This is a genomic window from Brevibacterium zhoupengii (assembly GCF_021117425.1).
In the GTDB taxonomy this organism is placed as follows: Bacteria; Actinomycetota; Actinomycetes; order Actinomycetales; family Brevibacteriaceae; genus Brevibacterium; species Brevibacterium zhoupengii.
Genome location: NZ_CP088298.1, coordinates 2489204 through 2508928, shown reverse-complemented (window position 1 = coordinate 2508928; position 19725 = coordinate 2489204). Strand labels below are relative to the sequence as shown.

At 64.6% G+C, this 19725-nt stretch carries 19 protein-coding genes; all 19 read left to right on the top strand.

The window, feature by feature from the left end; genetic code table 11:
• Nucleotides 1-3276 carry a carbamoyl-phosphate synthase large subunit gene (carB, locus tag LQ788_RS11485; RefSeq protein ID WP_231441100.1) on the top strand — a complete coding sequence of 1092 codons (3276 nt, stop codon included), beginning with the start codon at nt 1-3 and terminating at the stop codon, nt 3274-3276.
• Nucleotides 3276-4133 carry an orotidine-5'-phosphate decarboxylase gene (pyrF, locus tag LQ788_RS11480; protein WP_231447410.1) on the top strand — a complete coding sequence of 286 codons (858 nt, stop codon included), beginning with the start codon at nt 3276-3278 and terminating at the stop codon, nt 4131-4133. Before carB ends, pyrF begins: the two co-directional genes overlap by 1 nt.
• Nucleotides 4134-4437: 304 nt before the next feature.
• The gene (gene mihF, locus LQ788_RS11475) at nt 4438-4749 is read left to right on the top strand and encodes an integration host factor, actinobacterial type (protein WP_231441098.1); all 312 of its coding nucleotides are present in this window, start codon (nt 4438-4440) and stop codon (nt 4747-4749) included.
• A 19-nt stretch (nt 4750-4768) separates the two neighbouring features.
• Nucleotides 4769-5332, top strand: a complete 564-nt coding sequence (gene gmk, locus LQ788_RS11470; RefSeq protein ID WP_231441096.1) for a guanylate kinase — start codon at nt 4769-4771, stop codon at nt 5330-5332.
• A 12-nt stretch (nt 5333-5344) separates the two neighbouring features.
• Nucleotides 5345-5677 (top strand): DNA-directed RNA polymerase subunit omega, encoded by a 333-nt coding sequence (rpoZ, locus tag LQ788_RS11465; protein WP_231441094.1) that lies wholly within the window; start codon nt 5345-5347, stop codon nt 5675-5677.
• The gene (gene coaBC / locus LQ788_RS11460) at nt 5674-6933 is read left to right on the top strand and encodes a bifunctional phosphopantothenoylcysteine decarboxylase/phosphopantothenate--cysteine ligase CoaBC (protein ID WP_231441092.1); all 1260 of its coding nucleotides are present in this window, start codon (nt 5674-5676) and stop codon (nt 6931-6933) included. The genes rpoZ and coaBC overlap by 4 nt, the downstream gene beginning before the upstream one ends.
• Nucleotides 6930-8132, top strand: a complete 1203-nt coding sequence (gene metK, locus LQ788_RS11455) for a methionine adenosyltransferase (protein ID WP_317207040.1) — start codon at nt 6930-6932, stop codon at nt 8130-8132. Before coaBC ends, metK begins: the two co-directional genes overlap by 4 nt.
• Entirely contained in the window at nt 8132-10252 is a 2121-nt protein-coding gene (locus LQ788_RS11450) for a primosomal protein N' family DNA-binding protein (protein WP_231441089.1), read from the top strand. The genes metK and LQ788_RS11450 overlap by 1 nt, the downstream gene beginning before the upstream one ends.
• A 54-nt stretch (nt 10253-10306) precedes the next feature.
• On the top strand, nt 10307-11266 hold the full coding sequence (locus tag LQ788_RS11445) for a methionyl-tRNA formyltransferase (RefSeq protein ID WP_231441087.1): 960 nt from the start codon (nt 10307-10309) through the stop codon (nt 11264-11266).
• A gap of 5 nt (nt 11267-11271) precedes the next feature.
• On the top strand, nt 11272-12726 hold the full coding sequence (locus tag LQ788_RS11440; protein ID WP_231447408.1) for an RsmB/NOP family class I SAM-dependent RNA methyltransferase: 1455 nt from the start codon (nt 11272-11274) through the stop codon (nt 12724-12726).
• A 1-nt stretch (nt 12727) separates the two neighbouring features.
• Nucleotides 12728-13390, top strand: a complete 663-nt coding sequence (rpe, locus tag LQ788_RS11435) for a ribulose-phosphate 3-epimerase (protein WP_231441085.1) — start codon at nt 12728-12730, stop codon at nt 13388-13390.
• Between the two features lie 11 nt (nt 13391-13401).
• On the top strand, nt 13402-14067 hold the full coding sequence (locus LQ788_RS11430) for a nicotinamide mononucleotide transporter family protein (protein WP_231441083.1): 666 nt from the start codon (nt 13402-13404) through the stop codon (nt 14065-14067).
• An 80-nt stretch (nt 14068-14147) separates the two neighbouring features.
• Nucleotides 14148-14411 (top strand): phosphoribosyl-ATP diphosphatase, encoded by a 264-nt coding sequence (locus LQ788_RS11425; RefSeq protein ID WP_009881410.1) that lies wholly within the window; start codon nt 14148-14150, stop codon nt 14409-14411.
• Nucleotides 14412-14492: 81 nt separating this feature from the next.
• Nucleotides 14493-15332 carry an ATP phosphoribosyltransferase gene (gene hisG, locus LQ788_RS11420; protein WP_231441081.1) on the top strand — a complete coding sequence of 280 codons (840 nt, stop codon included), beginning with the start codon at nt 14493-14495 and terminating at the stop codon, nt 15330-15332.
• Entirely contained in the window at nt 15316-15774 is a 459-nt protein-coding gene (locus LQ788_RS11415; RefSeq protein ID WP_231441078.1) for a PH domain-containing protein, read from the top strand. The genes hisG and LQ788_RS11415 overlap by 17 nt, the downstream gene beginning before the upstream one ends.
• Before the next feature lie 2 nt (nt 15775-15776).
• Nucleotides 15777-16982, top strand: a complete 1206-nt coding sequence (locus tag LQ788_RS11410) for a CaiB/BaiF CoA transferase family protein (RefSeq protein WP_231441076.1) — start codon at nt 15777-15779, stop codon at nt 16980-16982.
• A 71-nt stretch (nt 16983-17053) separates the two neighbouring features.
• On the top strand, nt 17054-18556 hold the full coding sequence (locus LQ788_RS11405) for an acetyl-CoA carboxylase carboxyltransferase subunit alpha/beta (RefSeq protein WP_231441074.1): 1503 nt from the start codon (nt 17054-17056) through the stop codon (nt 18554-18556).
• A 28-nt stretch (nt 18557-18584) separates the two neighbouring features.
• A complete protein-coding gene (gene hisF, locus LQ788_RS11400) occupies nt 18585-19349 on the top strand; it encodes an imidazole glycerol phosphate synthase subunit HisF (protein ID WP_231441072.1) in 765 nt (254 codons plus the stop codon).
• Entirely contained in the window at nt 19346-19717 is a 372-nt protein-coding gene (hisI, locus tag LQ788_RS11395) for a phosphoribosyl-AMP cyclohydrolase (protein WP_009881404.1), read from the top strand. The genes hisF and hisI overlap by 4 nt, the downstream gene beginning before the upstream one ends.
• The last annotated feature ends 8 nt before the right edge of the window (nt 19718-19725 follow it).

Genomic DNA, 19725 nt, shown 5'->3' with positions numbered 1-19725 from the left:
ATGCCACTCAGACAAGATCTCAAATCCGTCCTCGTCATCGGCTCTGGGCCGATCGTCATCGGTCAGGCCTGTGAATTCGACTACTCGGGCACCCAGGCCTGCCGTGTGCTGCGCGAAGAGGGCCTGCGCGTCATCCTCATCAACTCCAACCCCGCCACGATCATGACCGATCCCGACGTCGCCGACGCCACCTATGTCGAGCCCATCGATCCCGACATCATCGAATCGATCATCGAGAAGGAACGCCCCGACGCGATCCTGCCGACACTGGGCGGTCAGACAGCGCTCAACGCCGCGATCGAACTCCACGATGCGGGGACCCTTGAGAAGTACGGGGTCGAACTCATCGGCGCCGACGTCGAAGCCATCCAGCGCGGCGAGGACCGTCAGAAGTTCAAGACCATCGTCGAAGAATGCGGCGCAGAATCGGCGAAGTCCGTCATCTGCCACACCATCGACGAGGCGCTGGCCGGAGCCGAAGAGCTCAACTATCCCGTCGTCGTGCGGCCGTCGTTCACCATGGGCGGGCTCGGCTCGGGCATGGCCTATGACGAGGCTGACCTGCGCCGCATCGCCGGAGCCGGCCTGGGCGATTCGATGAACCACGAGGTGCTCCTCGAGGAATCGATCCTCGGCTGGAAGGAATACGAACTCGAACTCATGCGCGACCACAAGGACAATGTGGTCGTCATCTGCTCGATCGAGAACGTGGACCCCGTGGGCGTGCACACCGGTGACTCGATCACGGTGGCGCCTTCGCTGACGCTGACCGACCGCGAATACCAGAAGATGCGCGACATCGGCATCGACGTCATCCGCGCCGTCGGCGTCGCCACCGGCGGCTGCAACATCCAGTACGCTGTGGATCCGAAGACCGGCCGCATCGTCGTCATCGAAATGAACCCGAGAGTCTCGCGCTCCTCGGCACTGGCCTCGAAGGCCACCGGATTCCCGATCGCGAAGATGGCCGCGAAGCTGGCTGTCGGCTATTCGCTCGACGAGATCCCCAACGACATCACGAAGGTCACCCCCGCCAGCTTCGAACCGACGCTGGACTATGTCGTGGTCAAGATCCCACGGTTCACCTTCGAGAAGTTCCCAGCTGCCGACCCCACGCTGACCACGACCATGAAGTCCGTGGGCGAGGTCATGGCCCTGGGCCGCAACTTCACCACCGCCTTGCAGAAGGCGATGCGCTCGATGGAGCAGCGAAAGGCCTCGTTCTCCTGGACCGACCTGCCCGACATCAACGACGAGGACGTCAGGGAGTCCGTCCTCGAATCCATCTCGCATGCCACCGCGGATCGCATCCACTCCGTGCAGCGGGGTCTGGCCGCGGGACTGACCAATGCGGAGGTCTTCGAAGCCTGCGAGATCGACCCCTGGTTCCTCGACCAGATCGAACTCATCAATGAGGTCGCCGAGTTCATCTCCTCGGCCGACGAACTCGATCCCCAGGTGCTCAAGGTCGCGAAGAACCACGGTTTCTCCGATGAGCAGATCGCCGAGCTGCGCAGCATGGAGACCGATGTCGTCACCGGTGTCCGCCACGCCCTGCGGATCCGCCCGGTGTTCAAGACCGTCGACACCTGTGCCGGTGAGTTCGCCGCGCACACCCCGTACCACTACTCGAGCTACGACGAGGAGACCGAGGTCGCATCGCGCGAGAAGCCTGCCGTGCTCATCCTCGGCTCGGGTCCGAACCGGATCGGTCAGGGCATCGAGTTCGACTACTCCTGTGTGCACGCGACGATGGCCATCTCCGAGGCCGGGTACGAGACGATCATGGTCAACTGCAACCCGGAGACCGTGTCGACGGACTATGACACGGCCGATCGTCTCTACTTCGAACCACTGACCTTCGAAGACGTCATGGAGGTCTACCACGCCGAGGTGGCCGCCGGTCCCGTACTCGGTGTCGTCTGCACCCTGGGTGGGCAGACGCCGCTGGGACTGGCCGATAAGCTCAAGGCCGCAGGGGTGCCGGTCCTCGGCACCCAGCCCGAGGCCATCGACCTGGCCGAGGATCGCGGCGAATTCGGGGCTGTGCTCGACCGTGCCGGTCTCACAGCACCGAAGCACGGCACCGCCGTGACCTACTCCGAGGCCGAGAAGATCGCCGAGGAGATCGGCTACCCGGTCCTCGTCCGGCCGTCCTATGTTCTCGGCGGCCGCGGAATGCAGATCGTCTACGACCGCACGCAGCTGGTGGACTACATGGCAACGGCCACGGAGATCTCCGTGGACCGTCCCGTCCTCGTCGACAGGTTCCTCGAAGATGCCATCGAGATTGACGTCGATGCCCTCTACGACGGCACCGACATCTTCATCGGCGGCATCATGGAGCACATCGAGGAGGCCGGTATCCACTCCGGTGACTCGGCGTGTGTGCTGCCCTCGCTGACTTTGGGTGAGGACGTGCTCGAACGCGTCCGCACCGCCACCGCAGCGATCGCCGAAGGCACCAATGTGCGTGGACTGCTCAACATCCAGTTCGCCATCACCGCCGACGTGCTCCACGTCATCGAGGCCAACCCCCGCGCCTCGCGCACCGTGCCCTTCGTCTCGAAGGCCACCTCCACCCAGCTGGCCAAGGCCGCGGCGCTCATCGCCGTCGGTCGCAGCATCGCGGATCTGCGTGGGGACATGCTTCCCGAGACCGGTGACGGTTCGCGGCTGTCTCTGGACCACCCGATCGCGGTCAAGGAAGCGGTCCTGCCGTTCCGCCGGTTCAGGACCGTCGAAGGCAAGGTCGTCGATTCGATCCTCGGACCGGAGATGCGCTCGACCGGTGAGGTCATGGGCATCGACCACGACTTCCCGACGGCCTTCGCCAAGGGCCTCCTGGGTGCATCGGTCAAGCTGCCGACCTCCGGCACAGTTTTCGTCTCGGTCGCAGACCGGGACAAGCGAGCCATGGTCCTGCCCGTGAAGGAACTCGTCGACATGGGCTTCGACGTGGTCGCGACCACCGGCACGGCCGCGGTCCTATCCCGCTACGGCATCAAGACCACTCAGGTGCACAAGCACTTCGAAGCCGACGCCGAGGATCGCACGATCCTTGACTACCTGGCAGCGGGGACGATCGACATGGTCATCAACGTTCCGTCCGGTCGCCAGGAACGGGCAGACGGCTACGAGATCCGTGCTTCCGCCACAGCGAACTCCGTGCCGCTGATCACCACACTGGCCGAATTCGCCGCGGCAGTCACCTCGATCGAGGTCGTCCGTGACAAGACGTTCAAGGTGCGTAGTCTGCAGGACTGGAGCGCGTGATGTTCGGCGTCCGCCTGCAGGCGGCCATGGACGAGCACGGACCGCTGTGCGTAGGCATCGACCCCCATGACCATCTGCTCGAGGCCTGGGGGCTGCCGCGCACGGCGGAGGGAGTGCGCGAATTCTCTCTGCGCACGGTGTCTGAACTGTCCGGGACGGTGGCCGCGGTGAAACCGCAGTCGGCCTTCTACGAACAGTACGGTTCGGCCGGGGTCGCGGTGCTCGAAGAGACACTGGCTGCCTGCCGGGAACACGATCTCATCAGCGTCCTCGACATCAAACGCGGGGACATCGGGTCAACCATGGGAGCGTACGCACGCGCCTACCTGGAGCCCACCTCGGCGCTGGCAGCCGATTCGATCACGGTCTCCCCGTATCTCGGATTCGGGGCACTGGACCCGGCGTTCGACCTCGCCGAGGCTCATGATCGGGGCGTCTTCGTCCTGGCTCTGACCTCGAATCCCGAAGGCGCGCAGGTTCAGCACGCACGGCGTGGTGAGGCTGCAGACGGCTTCGGCGACTCGGTGGCCGGGTCGATCGTGTCGCAGGTTGCCGCGCGCAACGAGGCGGACGCAGCCCAGGGTCTTGGTCGGTTCGGCCTGGTGGTGGGCGCCACGATCGGATCGGCCGCTCGTGAACTCGGCTTCGACCCGGCCGCATGCGGTGGCCCGATCCTGGCACCGGGAGTCGGTGCTCAGGGTGCAGGGATCGCCGAGCTGATCGAAGTCTTCGGATCCGAAGCCATCGCGGCCAACCAGATCCTGGCCACCACATCGCGGGCCGTGCTCAGTGCGGGACCCGAAGGAGTGCAGGCAGCGGCGAGGTCTCTCAACGAGTCCCTGACCCAGGTGGTCTGAGGAAGGCACGTGCAGGAGATGCCTGAGACCTCCTGATCGTATGGCTGATCTCACTGTGCTTCAGGCGTGCAGGCTGCGTGATTCTGCGGCCTGTACGCCTCCTTTCGTGTCCTGCTCTGCCTCGATTTCCTGAATGCTCGGCGTCGATATCCTGAGTCGTCTGAGGTGGAGCAGGGTGGTCCCGGAGTGAGCAGTTCTGCTAACTCTTGAGTTTTCTTTGCCGCTTTATGCCTCTCACGAGGGTTTTTGTTTTAGACTGAAGCAACTTCCCTACCTGCCCGTTCATGGTGACAGAGGAGATAATGTGGCACTCGAACCTTTGACCCCGCAACAGCGTTCAGCTGCTCTTGACAAGGCTTTCAAAGCCCGTCAGGCGCGAGCCGAGGTCAAGACCGCGTTGAAGAATGGTCAAACCGATCTCACGGCCGTGCTGAAGAAGGCCGATGCAGACGAGGCACTCGCGAAGATGCGCGTCGTCGATCTGCTGAGGTCATTGCCCGGCGTTGGTGATCGACGTGCGGAGGCGGCTATGGAAGACGTGGGCATTGCATCCTCACGTCGAATCAAGGGTCTGGGCGTACACCAGAAGAATGCCCTGTTGGAGAAATACTCCTGAATGTGTGAACAATAGATCTGTGAATAATCGACTGACCGTCCTCGCGGGTCCCACCGCGGTCGGAAAAGGCACCATCAGCGCGTACATCAGAGATCACCATCCCGAGGTCTGGTTCTCCGTCTCCGCCACCACGCGGCCACGGCGACCCGGCGAAGTCGATGGTGTTCATTATCACTTCATCAGCGATGACGAATTCGACTCGCTCATCGCTGCCGGTGAGCTGCTCGAGTACGCCGTGGTCCATGGTCGCCACCGCTACGGCACGCCCTCGGCCCAAGTGCAGGAGAAGCTCGCCCAGGGGATTCCCTCCCTGTTGGAGATCGATCTGCAGGGAGCGCGCCAGGTCAAGGACAAGATGCCGGAGGCGCTGTTCGTCTTCCTGGCCCCGCCCAGCTGGGACGAACTCGTGTCGAGACTCACCGGTCGCGGAACCGAGTCAGAAGCCGAACAGGAGCGCCGGCTGACCACCGCCAAGCAGGAATTGGCGGCCGAATCCGAGTTCAATGTCACCATCGTCAATGACCACGTTCGCACTGCGGCCGAAGAACTCATATCATTGATGGGTATATCCACTACCGATTAGATTGGACATTCATTGCCTGCACAACCTGAAGGCATCACCAATCCACCGATTGATGATCTGCTGGCCGTGACCAGCTCGAAGTACGAACTGGTCTCGATTGCGGCTCAGCGAGCCCGCCAGATCAATTCCTACTACGCCCAGCTCCAAGAGGGACTGCTCGAAAACGTCGGTCCGCTGGTGACCCCCGGCACCCATGAGAAGCCGCTGTCGATCGCGCTCCGCGAGATCAACGAGGGCAAGATCGTGGCTCGCGAGGTTACCGAAGCCGACTTCGGCGGACTCAGCCAAGAGCCTGCGCAGCCTGCTGTCAGCAACGATGGCGCACTGGACTTCAGCGACCAGTGAGAACCGTACTCGGCGTCGCCGGTGGAATCGCCGCCTACAAGGCGTGCCATGTCATTCGGCGGCTCCGGGAGCTCGGGCACAGCGTCAAAGTCGTGCCCACAACTAGCGCATTGAACTTCGTCGGTGCTGCCACCTTCGAGGCACTGTCCTCGCAGACGGTGACCACCGACGTCTTCGACGAGATCGAGTCGGTCAACCATGTCCGCATCGGACAGGAGGCTGAGCTCGTCGTCATTGCCCCGGCCACAGCCAACACCCTGGCCAAGCTGGCCGCCGGCATCGCCGATGACCTGCTCACCGCCACAGTTCTGACGACGACCGCCGAGGTGGTCGTCGCCCCGGCCATGCACACCGAGATGTGGCAGAACCCCGCCACCGTCGCCAACATCGCGACCTTGAAGCAGCGCGGGATCCACGTCCTCGAACCCGCTGTCGGGCGTCTCACCGGACCGGACTCCGGTCCTGGACGCCTGCCCGAGCCTGAGACAATCGTCGACTTCGCCCTTGCCGCTGCCGCGAGCGCCACGGCGTCTGCGAACGCCACCGACCTCGGCGGGCCGCTGCAGGGCAAACACCTGGTCATCAGTGCCGGCGGAACCAGAGAACCACTCGATCCAGTGCGCTTCCTCGGCAACCGCTCCTCAGGCAAACAGGGCATCGCGCTGGCACGAGCCGCTGCCGCAGCCGGAGCCCAGGTGGACCTGGTCGCGGCCAATATCGATACGGGTCTGCTGTCTGTTCTGCCGCACAACGTGCGCATCACGAACGTCGAATCCACGCTCGAGCTCCAGACCCAGATGCTGGCCTCTCAACCCGAGGCCGATGCCATCATCATGGCCGCTGCCGTCGCCGACTACCGGCCCTCGCAGCGCACCGATTCGAAGATGAAGAAGTCCGGCGGTGAGGGTCTGACTCTCAACCTGGTGCAGAACCCCGATGTGCTCGTCGGGCTCGTGCAGTCACGCCCGGAGTCCCAGATCATCGTCGGATTCGCTGCCGAGACCGGAGATTCTCATCACAGCGCTCTCGACTATGCGAAGGCGAAGTTCCAGCGCAAGGGTGTCGACCTCCTGGTCTTCAACAACGTCTCCGAGGATAGGGCCTTCGGCCACGACGAGAACGCCGTCCAGATCCTCAGCGCCGACGGCACTGCCGTCATCGCCTCCGCGGAGTTCCACGGCAGCAAGGACGATGTTTCGGAAAAGGTCATTGCGGCTCTCGTGAATCGAATGGAATGCGTAGAATCGACGCCGTGAGTCAATCAAATCTGCGTTTCTTCTCGTCCGAATCCGTCACCGAGGGCCATCCCGATAAGATCTGCGACCAGATCAGCGATGCCGTTCTCGACGATCTGCTGAGTCAGGATCCGAACGCCAAGGTCGCCGTCGAGACGATGGTCACCACCGGTCTCGTCCACGTCGCCGGTGAGGTCAACACCGCAGCCTACGCCGATGTCGCCGGCATCGTCCGCCGACTCATCACCGGAATCGGCTATGACTCCTCCGACACCGGATTCGACGGACACTCCTGCGGAGTCTCCGTGTCCATCGGCAGCCAGTCCACCGACATCCATTCCGGTGTGACCAACCCGCTGGACTTCCGCGAGGCCGTGGAATCCGACCACGGTTCGAGCTTGGGCGCCGGCGACCAGGGGTTGATGTTCGGCTATGCCGACAACGCCACCGACGTCCTCATGCCGGTGCCGATCCACCTGGCCTCACGCATGGCCGAGAAGCTGTCCGAGGTGCGCAAGACCGGTGCCCTGGACTACCTGCGTCCCGACGGCAAGACCCAGCTGACACTCGGCTACGACGGAGACGAAGCCGTCTCGATCGAGAACATCGTCGTCTCGACCCAGCACGCGGGACATGTGGACCAGACCCAGCTGCATGCCGAGATCAAAGACTTCGTCATCGATCCGGTCATCGCCGGCTCCGGACTCGACGACTCGCATGCCAACATCCACATCAACCCGGCTGGTCCCTTCGTCACCGGGGGACCGATGGGCGATGCCGGACTGACCGGTCGAAAGATCATCGTCGACACCTACGGCGGCTACTCCCGCCACGGCGGAGGCGCCTTCTCCGGGAAGGACCCCTCGAAGGTTGACCGCTCCGCCGCATACGCCATGCGCTGGGTGGCGAAGAACGTCGTGGCGGCCGGGCTCGCCGACCGCGCCGAGGTACAGGTCTCCTATGCCATCGGCCGTGTCGACCCGATGGGCCTCTACGTCGAGACCTTCGGAACCGAGAAAGTCGATCCGAACGCGATCTCGAAGGCGATTCGCGAGGTCTTCGACCTGAGACCGGCCATGATCATCCAGGACCTCAACCTCCTGCGTCCGATCTACTCCCAGACGTCGACCTACGGCCACTTCGGCCGCGAGCTCCTTGATTTCACATGGGAGGTCACGGACCGCGCCGACGATCTGCTTCGTGCAGTCTCCTCGGCTTGATGGACGAACCTCTACCGATCGACACCGGTACCTCTGCCCTCGGGCAGGTGCCGTTGGCTGCGGAAGATCCCGTGGCCCGTGTGCTCATCGATCACCCGGTGCCGCATCTGGCCCGTGCCTTCGACTACGCAGTGCCGGAGAAGTTCGCAGACACGGCCCGTCCGGGAGTGCGCGTGCGGGTCAAGTTCGCAGGCAAGCTGCGTGACGGCTTCCTGCTCGAACGGGTTGAGTCATCCGATCACATTGGACCGCTGGCCACGATCGAACGCATCACCAGTCCGGTCGCAGTCCTCACCCCCGAGCTGCTGCGACTCGGCACAGCCACCGCCCGCCGCTACGCCGGAACACTCTCCGATGTCCTTCGGCTGGCGATCCCACCGCGCCACGCCCGCGCCGAAAAGGCCGTTCTCAAGGTGGAGAAGGCGCTGCATCAGAACGGAAGCAGTTCCAGTGCACCGACAGACTCCGATAGCGCGAGCACGGCGTCCGAGAACTCGGCCGCCGATAAAGGGCCTGCCGACGATACTACTGCCGCTGCAGACAACGAGACGGCGACTGCCAAGGACACGATCGAACGCCTCGGCGAATGGGTTCTCAGCCATTCCCCGTCCGACCGGGCAGAGGACTTCCCAGCCGTCGAACATCCGCGCATCGCACTGACCTGCGTACCCGGGCCCACCCCGGGGCTCAGTTGGATCACCGCCGGACTGGCCGCAGCCAGGGCCACATTGGCCGCGGGGGAGTCCGTGCTGTGGCTGGTGCCCGATCACCGCGAACTTGTTGTCCTCTCGGCGGCCCTCGACGCCAGTACGGACATCGACTCGTACTCGGTGCTCAGCGCAGACCAATCGCCCGAGCAGCGGTGGAAGGCCTGGCTGCGGGGACTGCTGGGACATACACGCATGACGATCGGCACCAGAGCCGCGGCCTTCGCTCCCGTGGCAGACCTGGGCCTCATCATCTGCTTCGACGATTCGAACTCGAACTACCTCGACCAGCACGCGCCCTACCCGCACGCCAGAGAGGTCTGCCTCCTGAGGTCGACCATTGAGACCACCGGGCTGCTGTTCGTCTCCACGGATCGCAGCGCCGAGATTCAGCGACTCGTGGAAGTCGGGTGGCTGCGCGACAGTACGCCCACTGGCCCGGAACGTCGCGAGGGAGCACCACGAGTCTTCGTCCCCGATGAGGAACGTGATCCCTTCGCCTGGCAGCGCATCCCGTCGCAAGCCTGGCAGCTCATGCGTGGTGCTCTCAGGCCCGGGGCCAAGGACACCAACGCCGTAGGCCCTGTCCTCGTCCAGGTCCCGCGCGCCGGGTACTACCCGGTGTTCGCCTGCGCACGATGCCAAGAGGTCGCTCGCTGTCCCAACTGCTCGGCCACCCTGACCACCCAGTCGGAGGTGGGGCCCTTCGCCTGCCGTTCCTGCGGCTTCCACTCCGAGACCTTCTCCTGCGGACGCTGCCGCTCGAACCAAGTGCGCTCGATCGTGCGCGGCAGGGGCCGCACCGTCGAAGAGCTGCGCAAGGCCATGCCAGGAATCGAAATCCTCGAATCAGGCGGCGATGACATTCCCGTCGCCGTCGATGACACTGCCCGCATCGTTGTGGCCACCACCGGAGCCGAACCCTATGCCCTTGGAGGCTATGCCTGTGCCATTCTGCTCGACTCGCTGTGGCCGGGACCGTGGATGCGCTCAACCGACGAGGGAATCAGCCGCCGCCTGCGCGCAGCAGTTCTCGTGAGATCACGCACCGCTGGGGGCGTCGTCTACCTCGGCGACACCGACGAGGCGATACGGAGCACTGTGACCACATTCGACCCGGTCACCAGCATGTCCAGAGCACTCGGCGACCGCAGGGAGCTCGGGTTCCCGCCCTACCGGCGCATCGTCGAACTCACCGGCCCCGGCACCGGCATCGACGCCGTCCTCACCGACGTGCCCGACCTCACCGAACTCATCCGCGACTCCGACGGCGATGAACAGAAAGCCGTCGCAGCCTATCCGATCGCGGCCGGCGACACGGTCGGAGAATCACTGGCCCATCTCATCGCCTCACGGTCGGCGAAGAAGCTTCCCCAAGTGCGCATCCGCATCGACGATCCGCGGTCGCTGTGAGCACCAAGATGCCCGGGCGCAGCACCTGCGGACTAAACAAGTAGAATTCCTCAAGTGGATATCGTCTTCGCCGGAACCCCGGATGCCGCAGTGCCAGCCCTCGAGGCTTTCGTGGAATCTCGACACCGCATCCGTGCCGTCCTCACCCGACCCGACGCCCCGGTAGGACGCAAACGCGTCCTCACTCCCTCGCCGGTCAAGGCCCGCGCACTCGAGCTGGGTCTCGATGTCATCGAGGCGAGCCGCCTCCGTGGTGAGGTCATCGCCGAACTCCGAGCGCTCAAGGTCGATGCCGTGGCCGTCGTCGCCTATGGAGCCATCGCCGGACCGGCAGCCCTGTCCACCGCCGAACTCGGCTGGTTCAACCTCCACTTCTCTCTGCTGCCCGCTCATCGCGGAGCCGCACCCGTCCAGCGAGCCCTGATCGCGGGCCAGCAGCACAGCGGGGTGAGCGTGTTCAAGATCGACGAGGGGATGGACTCCGGCCCCGTCCTGCGCCGCCTCGAACTGCCATTGGACCATGCCGATGTCGCCACAGCACTCGATGACTACGCCCACAGGGGCGCGGCAGAGCTGGTCGCAGCCTTCGACGATCTCGAGGGCGGAACCGCAGTCCTCACCCCACAGTCCGGAGAGGCGACCCACGCAGACAAGATCGGCGTCGACGACGCCCATCTCGACTTCACCGAACCAGCACAGGCCATCATCGACCGCTCCCGCGGAGTCAGCCCCAGCCCCGGACCATGGGCTGACGTCGACGGGAAGCGGACCAAATTGTTCGGTCTCACACCCGCCCCCGAGGTCACCGACCCGCCGGAGGTCGGCCTGCTGACGTCCTGGGAGAAGACCGCAGTGCTTGGCTGCGGCGACGGCTGGGTCCACGTGACGGAGATCCAACCCTTCGGCAAAGCACGCATGGCCGCCGTTGACTTCCTGCGCGGCCGCGGCGACATCCGATTCGATCCCCTGGAAACCAGCGCCGAGCCGGCGGCAGACCCCGAGCAAGGAGCATGAGACAGATGCCAGCAGAAGAGCGCAGGCCACGGAAGCAGCCACCCGGGAACACAGCCGGAGCCGGCAGGAAGTCGGCTCCGCGCCGACAGCAGACGGAGCGCGCGCCCAGACAGGCGAAGAACCTGCCGCGGCGCATCGCCTGGGAGGTCCTCGTCGATGTTGAGACGAAGGACTCCTACGCGAACCTGCTCCTACCCGCCAAACTGGCCCGCACGCACATGGATGCCCAGGACGCGGCGTTCACAACGGAACTGACCTACGGCGCCCTGCGCCAACAGGAGTTCTATGATGCGATCATCGCCCGGGCCGCGAACCGATCCATCGACAGCATCGACGCCGAACCGCTGGCCGGCATGCGCCTCGGCGCCCACCAGATCCTGTCCATGCGCGTGCCCGACCATGCGGCACTGTCTGAGACCGTCGCTGTGATCAAGACCAATGCACCGAAGACCGCTGGATTCGTCAACGCCGTGCTGCGTCGGATCTCCGAGGTCGACCGGGCCGAATGGCTGCGCCGCGTGACCGCCGGTGCCACCACAGTGGGCGAACAGGCCATCGAATACTCTCATCCCGAATGGATTGTTCGGGCCATGACCCAAGCGCTCAAGGGCCATGGACGTCAGGCTTCTGAACTGGAGGCACTGCTGGAAGCCGACAATGCCGCGGCGAAGGTCAGCGTCTCCGCGCTGCCCGGACTCGTGGACCGTGGCGAACTGCCTGGAGCCCCGACCGAATTCTCACCCATCGGCGTCACCCTCGAAACTGCCGTGCCCAAGAACGTCGACGCCGTCGCCACCGGTCGAGCCCGCGTGCAGGACGAAGGATCTGCCCTGGTGGCGCTGGCACTGGCACAGGTTGAGGCGCCGGCAGGCACCTGGGCAGACCTGTGTGCCGGCCCCGGAGGCAAGGCAGCAGTTCTGGCAGCGATCGCCAAGCAGCACGACACCGCCCTCGACGCCTTCGACTCCAGCGAACACAGGGTCGAACTCGTCAGGTCCTCCACCCAGGCACTCGACAACGTCACCACCCGCGTCCAAGACGCCCGAGATGCCACCGGCCCCTACGCGAAGGTCCTCGTCGACGTCCCCTGCTCGGGCCTCGGCGCACTGCGTCGTCGTCCCGAAGCGCGTTACCGTCGGCGACCCGAAGACATCAACGCCTTGGCCGGGCTGCAGCGCGAGCTCCTGCGCGCTGCCCTTGATGCCTGCGCGCCCGGAGGAGTCGTGGCCTATTCCACCTGCTCTCCCCACTACGCAGAGACCGTACTCGTCGTCGACGATGTCCTGCGCAACACCGATGTCGAGATCCTCGACGCACCGGCGGTCCTCGCCGAGGTCACCGGCGCCGACTCCGAGGGGTTCGCCTCGGTGAGCAGGGGAGCGGGACGGTACGCTCAGCTGTGGCCCCATGTCCACAACACCGATGGAATGTTCTTGGCTCTGATGCGGAAGGCGAACTGAAATGGCGATCGAGATCAATCCCAGCATCCTCAGCTCCGATTTCTCGGACCTGCGGGGTGAACTGGCGAAGATCAGCACAGCAGATATGGCCCACATCGACGTGATGGACAACCATTTCGTCCCCAATCTGACTTTCGGTCCTCCCGTGGTCGAACGGATCCAGGCGATCAGCCCGATCCCGCTCGACGCTCATCTGATGATCGCCGAGGCGGATCGGCACGCCCCCGTCTACGCCGAACTCGGCTGTGCCTCGGTGACCTTCCACGCCGAGGCGGCCGCAGCACCCGTGCGTCTGGCCAGGGAGATCCGGAAGCTGGGCGCCAAAGCCAGCCTCGCACTCAAGCCGGCGACTCCGATCGAACCCTTCATCGACCTCCTCGGCGAGTTCGACCAGATCCTCATCATGACCGTCGAACCCGGGTTCGGCGGGCAGAAGTTCCTCGATGTGTGCCTGCCGAAGATCCGGCGGACCCGTGAAGCGATTTCGGCCTCCGGGCTTGAGATCAAACTGCAGGTCGACGGGGGAGTGTCGACCTCGACGGTCGAACGCGTCGTCGAGGCCGGTGCCGATGTGCTCGTGGCCGGTTCAGCCGTCTACGGACCCGAAGACGCCGCCGCCGCGATCTCAGGGCTGCGTGAGCTCGCAGCATCACACGTGCACTGAAGAAGGCCGATATGGAACTGCTCGACTGGCTGAACACGCCGGCATTCGAACTGCTGGGCAAACCGGTGCCGTACTCCGACCTGTTCGGCAACATCTGCGCCCTGGCCACTGTGGTCCTGGCGCTGCGGCGCAACATCCTGTCCTGGCCGGTCCAGATCCTCGGTTCCATCCTGCTCTTCGCCGCGAGCATCTCTGCGGGCCTGGGCGGCAACGCCTCACGGCAGGTCGTCATCATCGTCGCCGCGGTGTGGGGCTGGACGCAGTGGAACAAATCGCGTGAAGCTGCAGGAGAGGTCCTCGTCCGCTGGGCCACGTGGAAGGAACGATTCCTCCTGGTCGGCGCCCTGCTTCTGGGCACCGCGGTGTTCGGCTATGTCCTGGCACTGGGCGGATGGTCATGGAACCCCTACCCAGACGCCTACATCTTCATCGGATCACTCGTGGCGATGTACGCCCAGGGAAGGGCGATCGTCGAATTCTGGTTCGTGTGGCTGGCAGTCGACCTCGTCGGCATCCCTCTGGCGGTGGCAGGAGGGCTCGTGTTCTCCGGGGCCGTGTACCTCATCTTCCTCGTCATGGTCGTCATCGGCTTCATCGACTGGTCGAAGAGATCACGCCAGACGATCTCTGCGCCGCACCTCGGCGCCACTGACATCAACCGCAGCCCCGAGGACTGAGACCGTCCCGCTCGCTGGGGCTGTCCCGCTGGTCGAGACCCTGTGCGAACGCGAAGTCGGCGATGTATTAGGCTGGATTCGTGAAGACCTTTGACTCGCTCTACGCCGAACTCCTGCAGAAATCCCTCGATCGCCCCGAAGGCTCGAAGACCGTGGCCGAACTCGACGCCGGAGTCCATGCGATCGGAAAGAAGGTCGTCGAAGAAGCCGCAGAGGTCTGGATGGCGGCCGAATACGAGACCAAGGACGAGCTCGCCGGGGAGATCTCTCAGCTGCTCTACCACCTGCAGGTGCTCATGGTCGCCAAGGATCTCAGCCTCGACGACGTCAACTCGCATCTGTAGAGACCGCCTGAACCAGAGACCGCCTGAGCCGCAGTCCGAGCACCACCCGAAACCGTTGACGATGAAACACAAAAGGACACCATGCTGCGTGTAGCCGTGCCGAACAAGGGCGCACTGTCCGAAGCCGCCTCCGAGATGCTCAGCGAGGCCGGATACTCCACCCGCCGGGGAAGCAAGACCCTGGTCCATCAGGATGAAGTCAACGGCGTCGAATTCTTCTACCTGCGCCCCCGCGACATCGCCGTCTACGTCGGGTCGGGAATCCTCGACGCCGGTATCACCGGTCGTGATCTGCTGCTGGAGTCGAAGGCCGAGGCGCAGGAAGTCATCGGACTCGGGTTCGGTGCCTCCCGGTTCTTCTACGCCGGGGTCAGCGGATCCTTCACCTCCCCGACGCAGCTCGAGGGTGCCCGCATCGCCACCAGCTTCCCCAATCTCGTCGATGCCGACCTGCAGGCCAGAGGCATCGACGCGAAGACCGTCCAGCTCGACGGAGCGATCGAAGTCTCCATCCAGCTCGGCGTCGCCGACGCCATCGCCGATGTGGTCGAAACCGGCAGCACCCTGCGTGCGGCAGGGCTCGAGACCTTCGGCGAACCGCTGCTGGAGTCCGAGGCCGTCCTCGTCCAGCGAGACGGGGCAGCCGAGACCATCGAGGTGCTCAAGCGCCGACTCGAATCGGTGATGGTGGCCCGCCAGTACGTTCTCGTCGACTACAACATCGAAGAGCGGCTCCTGCCGCAAGCACTCGGACTGACCCCCGGCCTCGAATCACCCACGATCTCCCCACTGCAGGAGACGGGCTGGGTTGCCGCTCGCGTCATGGTCGAATCCAAAGAGGTCAACAACGTCATGGACCGTCTCTACGCGGTCGGTGCTCGTGCGATTCTGGTGACGAACATTGGTGCCTGCCGAATCTGATTTCCGCGTCTTCCGACCCCGCCAGGTGCGCATCATCAGCATCGTCGGCGCTGTGGTGGTGTTCATCGGGTTCGCGGTGCTCTCCGTGGCACTGCTCGTCGTGGACTGGGACCCTTGGACACCGCTCGATGTGGTCTGGATGAACCTGCTGGGAATCATCTTCGCGGCCGCCCTGCTGCGCGTGTCCGACATCCAGGCCCGACCCAGCGAATCCGGACTGGTCGTGAAGAACATGGTCAGGACACGGACCTTCGCGTGGGGCCAGATCCTCGGCGTCGCGTTCTCCCCGGAGGGCGACGACCCTTGGCCGACCCTCGATCTGACCGACGGAACCACCTACAACGTGATGGCGATCCAGCATGCGGATGGCCCCCGAGCCCACGAGGAATGTCAGCGATTGCGTATGCTCATCGCTAGATGGACCCACTTCAAGGAGGAATAGGAATGTCGAACGACACAATCACAGGGGTCGAAGGCCCACTGACCGGATACACGGTCATCGACCTCTCCCGCGCATTGGCCGGCCCACATGCGGGAATGATGTTCGGCGACCTCGGCGCTCGTGTGATCAAGGTGGAGAACCCGGGCAAGGGCGATGATTCCCGCTCCTGGGGCCCTCCCTTCGTGGGACCCGAAGACGACCCGCAGGCCACGTACTTCTTCTCCTGCAACCGCAACAAGGAATCCATCGCCCTCGACCTCAAGTCTGAGACCGGCAAGGAGACTCTGCGAGAGCTCATCTCGCGCGCCGACGTGCTCATCGAGAACTTCCGCTCCGGCGTTCTCGACCGCCTCGGCTTCTCCACCACGGTGTGCATGGAGATCAACCCGCGCCTGGTGCTCCTGTCGATCACCGGCTTCGGCCACGACGGACCCGAATCCTCACGCGCCGGCTACGACCAGATCGCTCAGGGCGAAGCAGGCCTGATGTCACTGACAGGCTCGGGACCGGATGACATGCAGCGCGTCGGCGTGCCCATCGCAGACCTCCTGGCCGGAATCTACGGCTCCTACGGTGTCCTCGCCGCTCTGCTCGAACGCGAACGCACCGGCAAGGGCAAGGTCGTCCGCACCTCCCTCATCGCCGGAATGGTCGGAGTCCATGCCTTCCAGGGCACCCGCGCCACAGTGGCCGGACAGAACCCCGAGCCCGGTGGCAACCACCACCCGTCGCTGTCTCCCTATGGACTCTTCAAATGCCATGAAGGTGCCGTGCAGATCTCCGTGGGCAACGAGAACCTGTGGCAGAAGTTCTGCGCCGCATTCGACATCGACCCAGCTACGGAAGGCATGGCCGACAATGCCTCCCGCGTCGCGAACCGTCCGGCCGTGATCGAACTCATCGAGAGCAAGTTCGCCGCCTATGGGCCAGATGACCTGCTCGCCAAACTCGGCGACGCCGGGATTCCGTCGGGCACGGTACGCACCCTCGAGGAGGTTTACTCCTGGGACCAGGCGCTGAGCCAGGGCCTCAAGGTCTCCGTCGACCACCCGGTCCTCGGCGACATCGACCTGCCCGGACCGCCCCTGCGCTTCTTCGACGCCGATGGTGAGGCCGAGGTCGAGACCACGCGGACTGCCCATGATGCTCCACCGCTGCTGAACGAGGACGCCGAAGCGATCGTGTCCTGGCTCGACTCGGACGGCTGAGACGCCCGAGCACTGCAGGTCCAACACCGCTATACCCTTCGTCAGACACATCTGGAACAGGAGATACGCACGTGGCACGGTTGAATGCTCATGAACTCGTCGACATCGTCGTGGACGACGGATCCTTCGTGTCCTGGGACACGACTCCGATCACGCCCGCCGGGGGAATCTCCGACGAGTATGCGGCCGAACTCGCCGCGGCCCGGGAGAAGTCCGGAGTCGATGAGGCCGTCATCACCGGAGAGGGCAGGATCGAGGGTCGTCGTGTCGCCATCGTCGCTGGGGAATTCCGTTTCCTCGCCGGGTCGATCGGCGTGGCCGCGGCCCAGCGGCTCGTCGACGCGATCGAACGCGCGACGCTCGAGGGCCTGCCGCTGCTGGCCGGTCCCGCCTCGGGCGGCACCAGAATGCAGGAGGGCACGATCGCGTTCCTGTCGATGGTCAAGATCACCAACGCCGTTATGGCCCATCGTCGGGCTGCTCTGCCCTACCTCGTGTACCTGCGCCACCCCACAACCGGAGGTGTGTTCGCATCCTGGGGATCGATGGGCCACGTCACCGTCGCCGAGGCAGGGTCGCTCATCGGCTTCCTCGGGCCGCGGGTCTACGAAGCCATCTACGGGGAGAAGTTCCCGGAGAACGTGCAGACGGGTGAGAACCTGCACAAGCACGGGATCATCGACGCTGTGATCAGTCCCGAGCGGATTCAGACCACCCTCGCTCGAGTCCTCGATGTCCTCATGGGCGCCAAAGAGCTTCCCTGCCGAGTGGGTGACCCGGACACCCGCCCCGAGGTGGTCGACCCGAAGTCCGACGCCTGGGAGGCGATCACTCGTTCCCGCAACGCCGATCGTCCCGGGGTCCGTGACCTGCTGCGCACCGCCGCCAACACCGTGCTGCCCCTCAACGGCACAGGACAGGGAGAGAAGGATCCAGGGCTGCTGTTGGCGCTGGCGAAGTTCGGATCCGCCCCGTGCATCGTCCTCGGCCAGGACCGGTTCCGGCAGGACTCCCGTGCGCCGCTGGGCCCGGCAGCACTGCGCGAGGCCAGGCGCGGCATGCGTTTGGCCGCCGAACTCGACCTGCCGCTCGTGACGGTCATCGACACCCCAGGGGCCGCACTGTCGAAATCGGCAGAGGAGGGCGGCATCGCCGGAGAGATCGCACGCAGCCTTGCCGACCTCGCGAACCTCGACGCTCCCTCGGTCTCACTCATCCTGGGCGAAGGCTCAGGCGGGGGAGCCCTCGCCCTGATCCCTGCAGATCGCGTGCTCAGCGCGGAGAACGGGTGGCTCTCACCTCTGCCTCCGGAAGGAGCCTCGGCGATCGTGCATCGCACGACCGAGCGTGCACCGGAGATGGCACAGAGCCAAGGGGTGCATGCGCCGATGCTCAAGGAGACGGGAGTCGTCGACCGCATCATCGCCGAACACCCGGACGCGAGTGAGGAGCCATTGGACTTCGTGTCCAGGGTCGGTGCGACACTGGAGTACGAACTCATCGAGCTCATGCGCGAACCCTCCGACCGTCGCCTCGCACGCCGGATGGAACGGTATCGCACCCTTGGAATCTAATCGTCGATCGGGAATCTAGGAGAGTCATATGGTTGCCATCAGAGTCATTCCGTGCCTGGACGTCGACGAAGGACGCGTCGTCAAGGGAGTGAAGTTCGCCGACCTCAAAGACGCCGGCGATCCGGTCGAACTGGCCCGACGCTACGGGGAATCGGGAGCAGACGAGCTGACATTCCTCGACGTCACCGCCAGCAGCGGCAACCGGGAGACGGTTCACGATATCGTCCGCTCCTGCGCCGAAGAGGTCTTCATCCCGCTGACCGTCGGCGGCGGCATCCGCAGCGTCTCCGACGTCGACCGGCTGCTGCGTGATGGGGCCGACAAGGTCTCGGTCAACACCTCGGCGGTCGCGAACCCGCAGCTCATCAGCGATATCGCCCATCATTTCGGCAACCAGGTCCTCGTCCTGTCCCTCGACGCGAGACGCACACAGGGGACGCAGACACCCTCCGGCTTCGAAGTCACCACCCGCGGCGGCAGAGAGGGAACGGGTCGCTGCGCGATCGACTGGATCACGGAGGCCGCCGAGCGTGGTGTGGGTGAGATTCTGCTCAACTCCATCGACGCAGACGGCACTCGCGACGGCTTCGACCTCGAACTCATCGCTGCCGCACGGACAGCCGTCGACGTTCCGCTCATCGCCTCCGGGGGAGCTGGACGGGTCGAGCACTTTGCCCCTGCCGTAGCCGCGGGAGCCGACGCACTGCTGGCCGCGAGCGTCTTCCACTTCGGAACTCTGAGCATCGCCGAGGTCAAGGACGCACTCCGGAACGAAGGAATCGAAGTCCGATGAGCACACACGAGACCACCACGCAGATCGACGCGACCCCGGAGAACTGGCGCGAACTGATCACTCTCAACTCCGACGGGCTCATTCCCGTCATCGTCCAGGAGGTCAACACCCGCGAGGTGCTGATGATGGCCTGGATGGATGTGGAAGCCATCGAGCGCACCCTGAGCACCGGCGCCGCCGTGTACTGGTCGCGGTCCAGGCAGGAATACTGGGTCAAGGGCGAGACCTCGGGGAACACGCAGAAGGTGGCCTCCCTGAGCCTTGACTGCGACGCAGACGCACTGCTCATGGAGGTCGAACAGACCGGGCCTGCATGCCATACTCTGACTCCGACGTGCTTCACCGGAAGGACCATCAGTGCCAACTGAGACTTCGA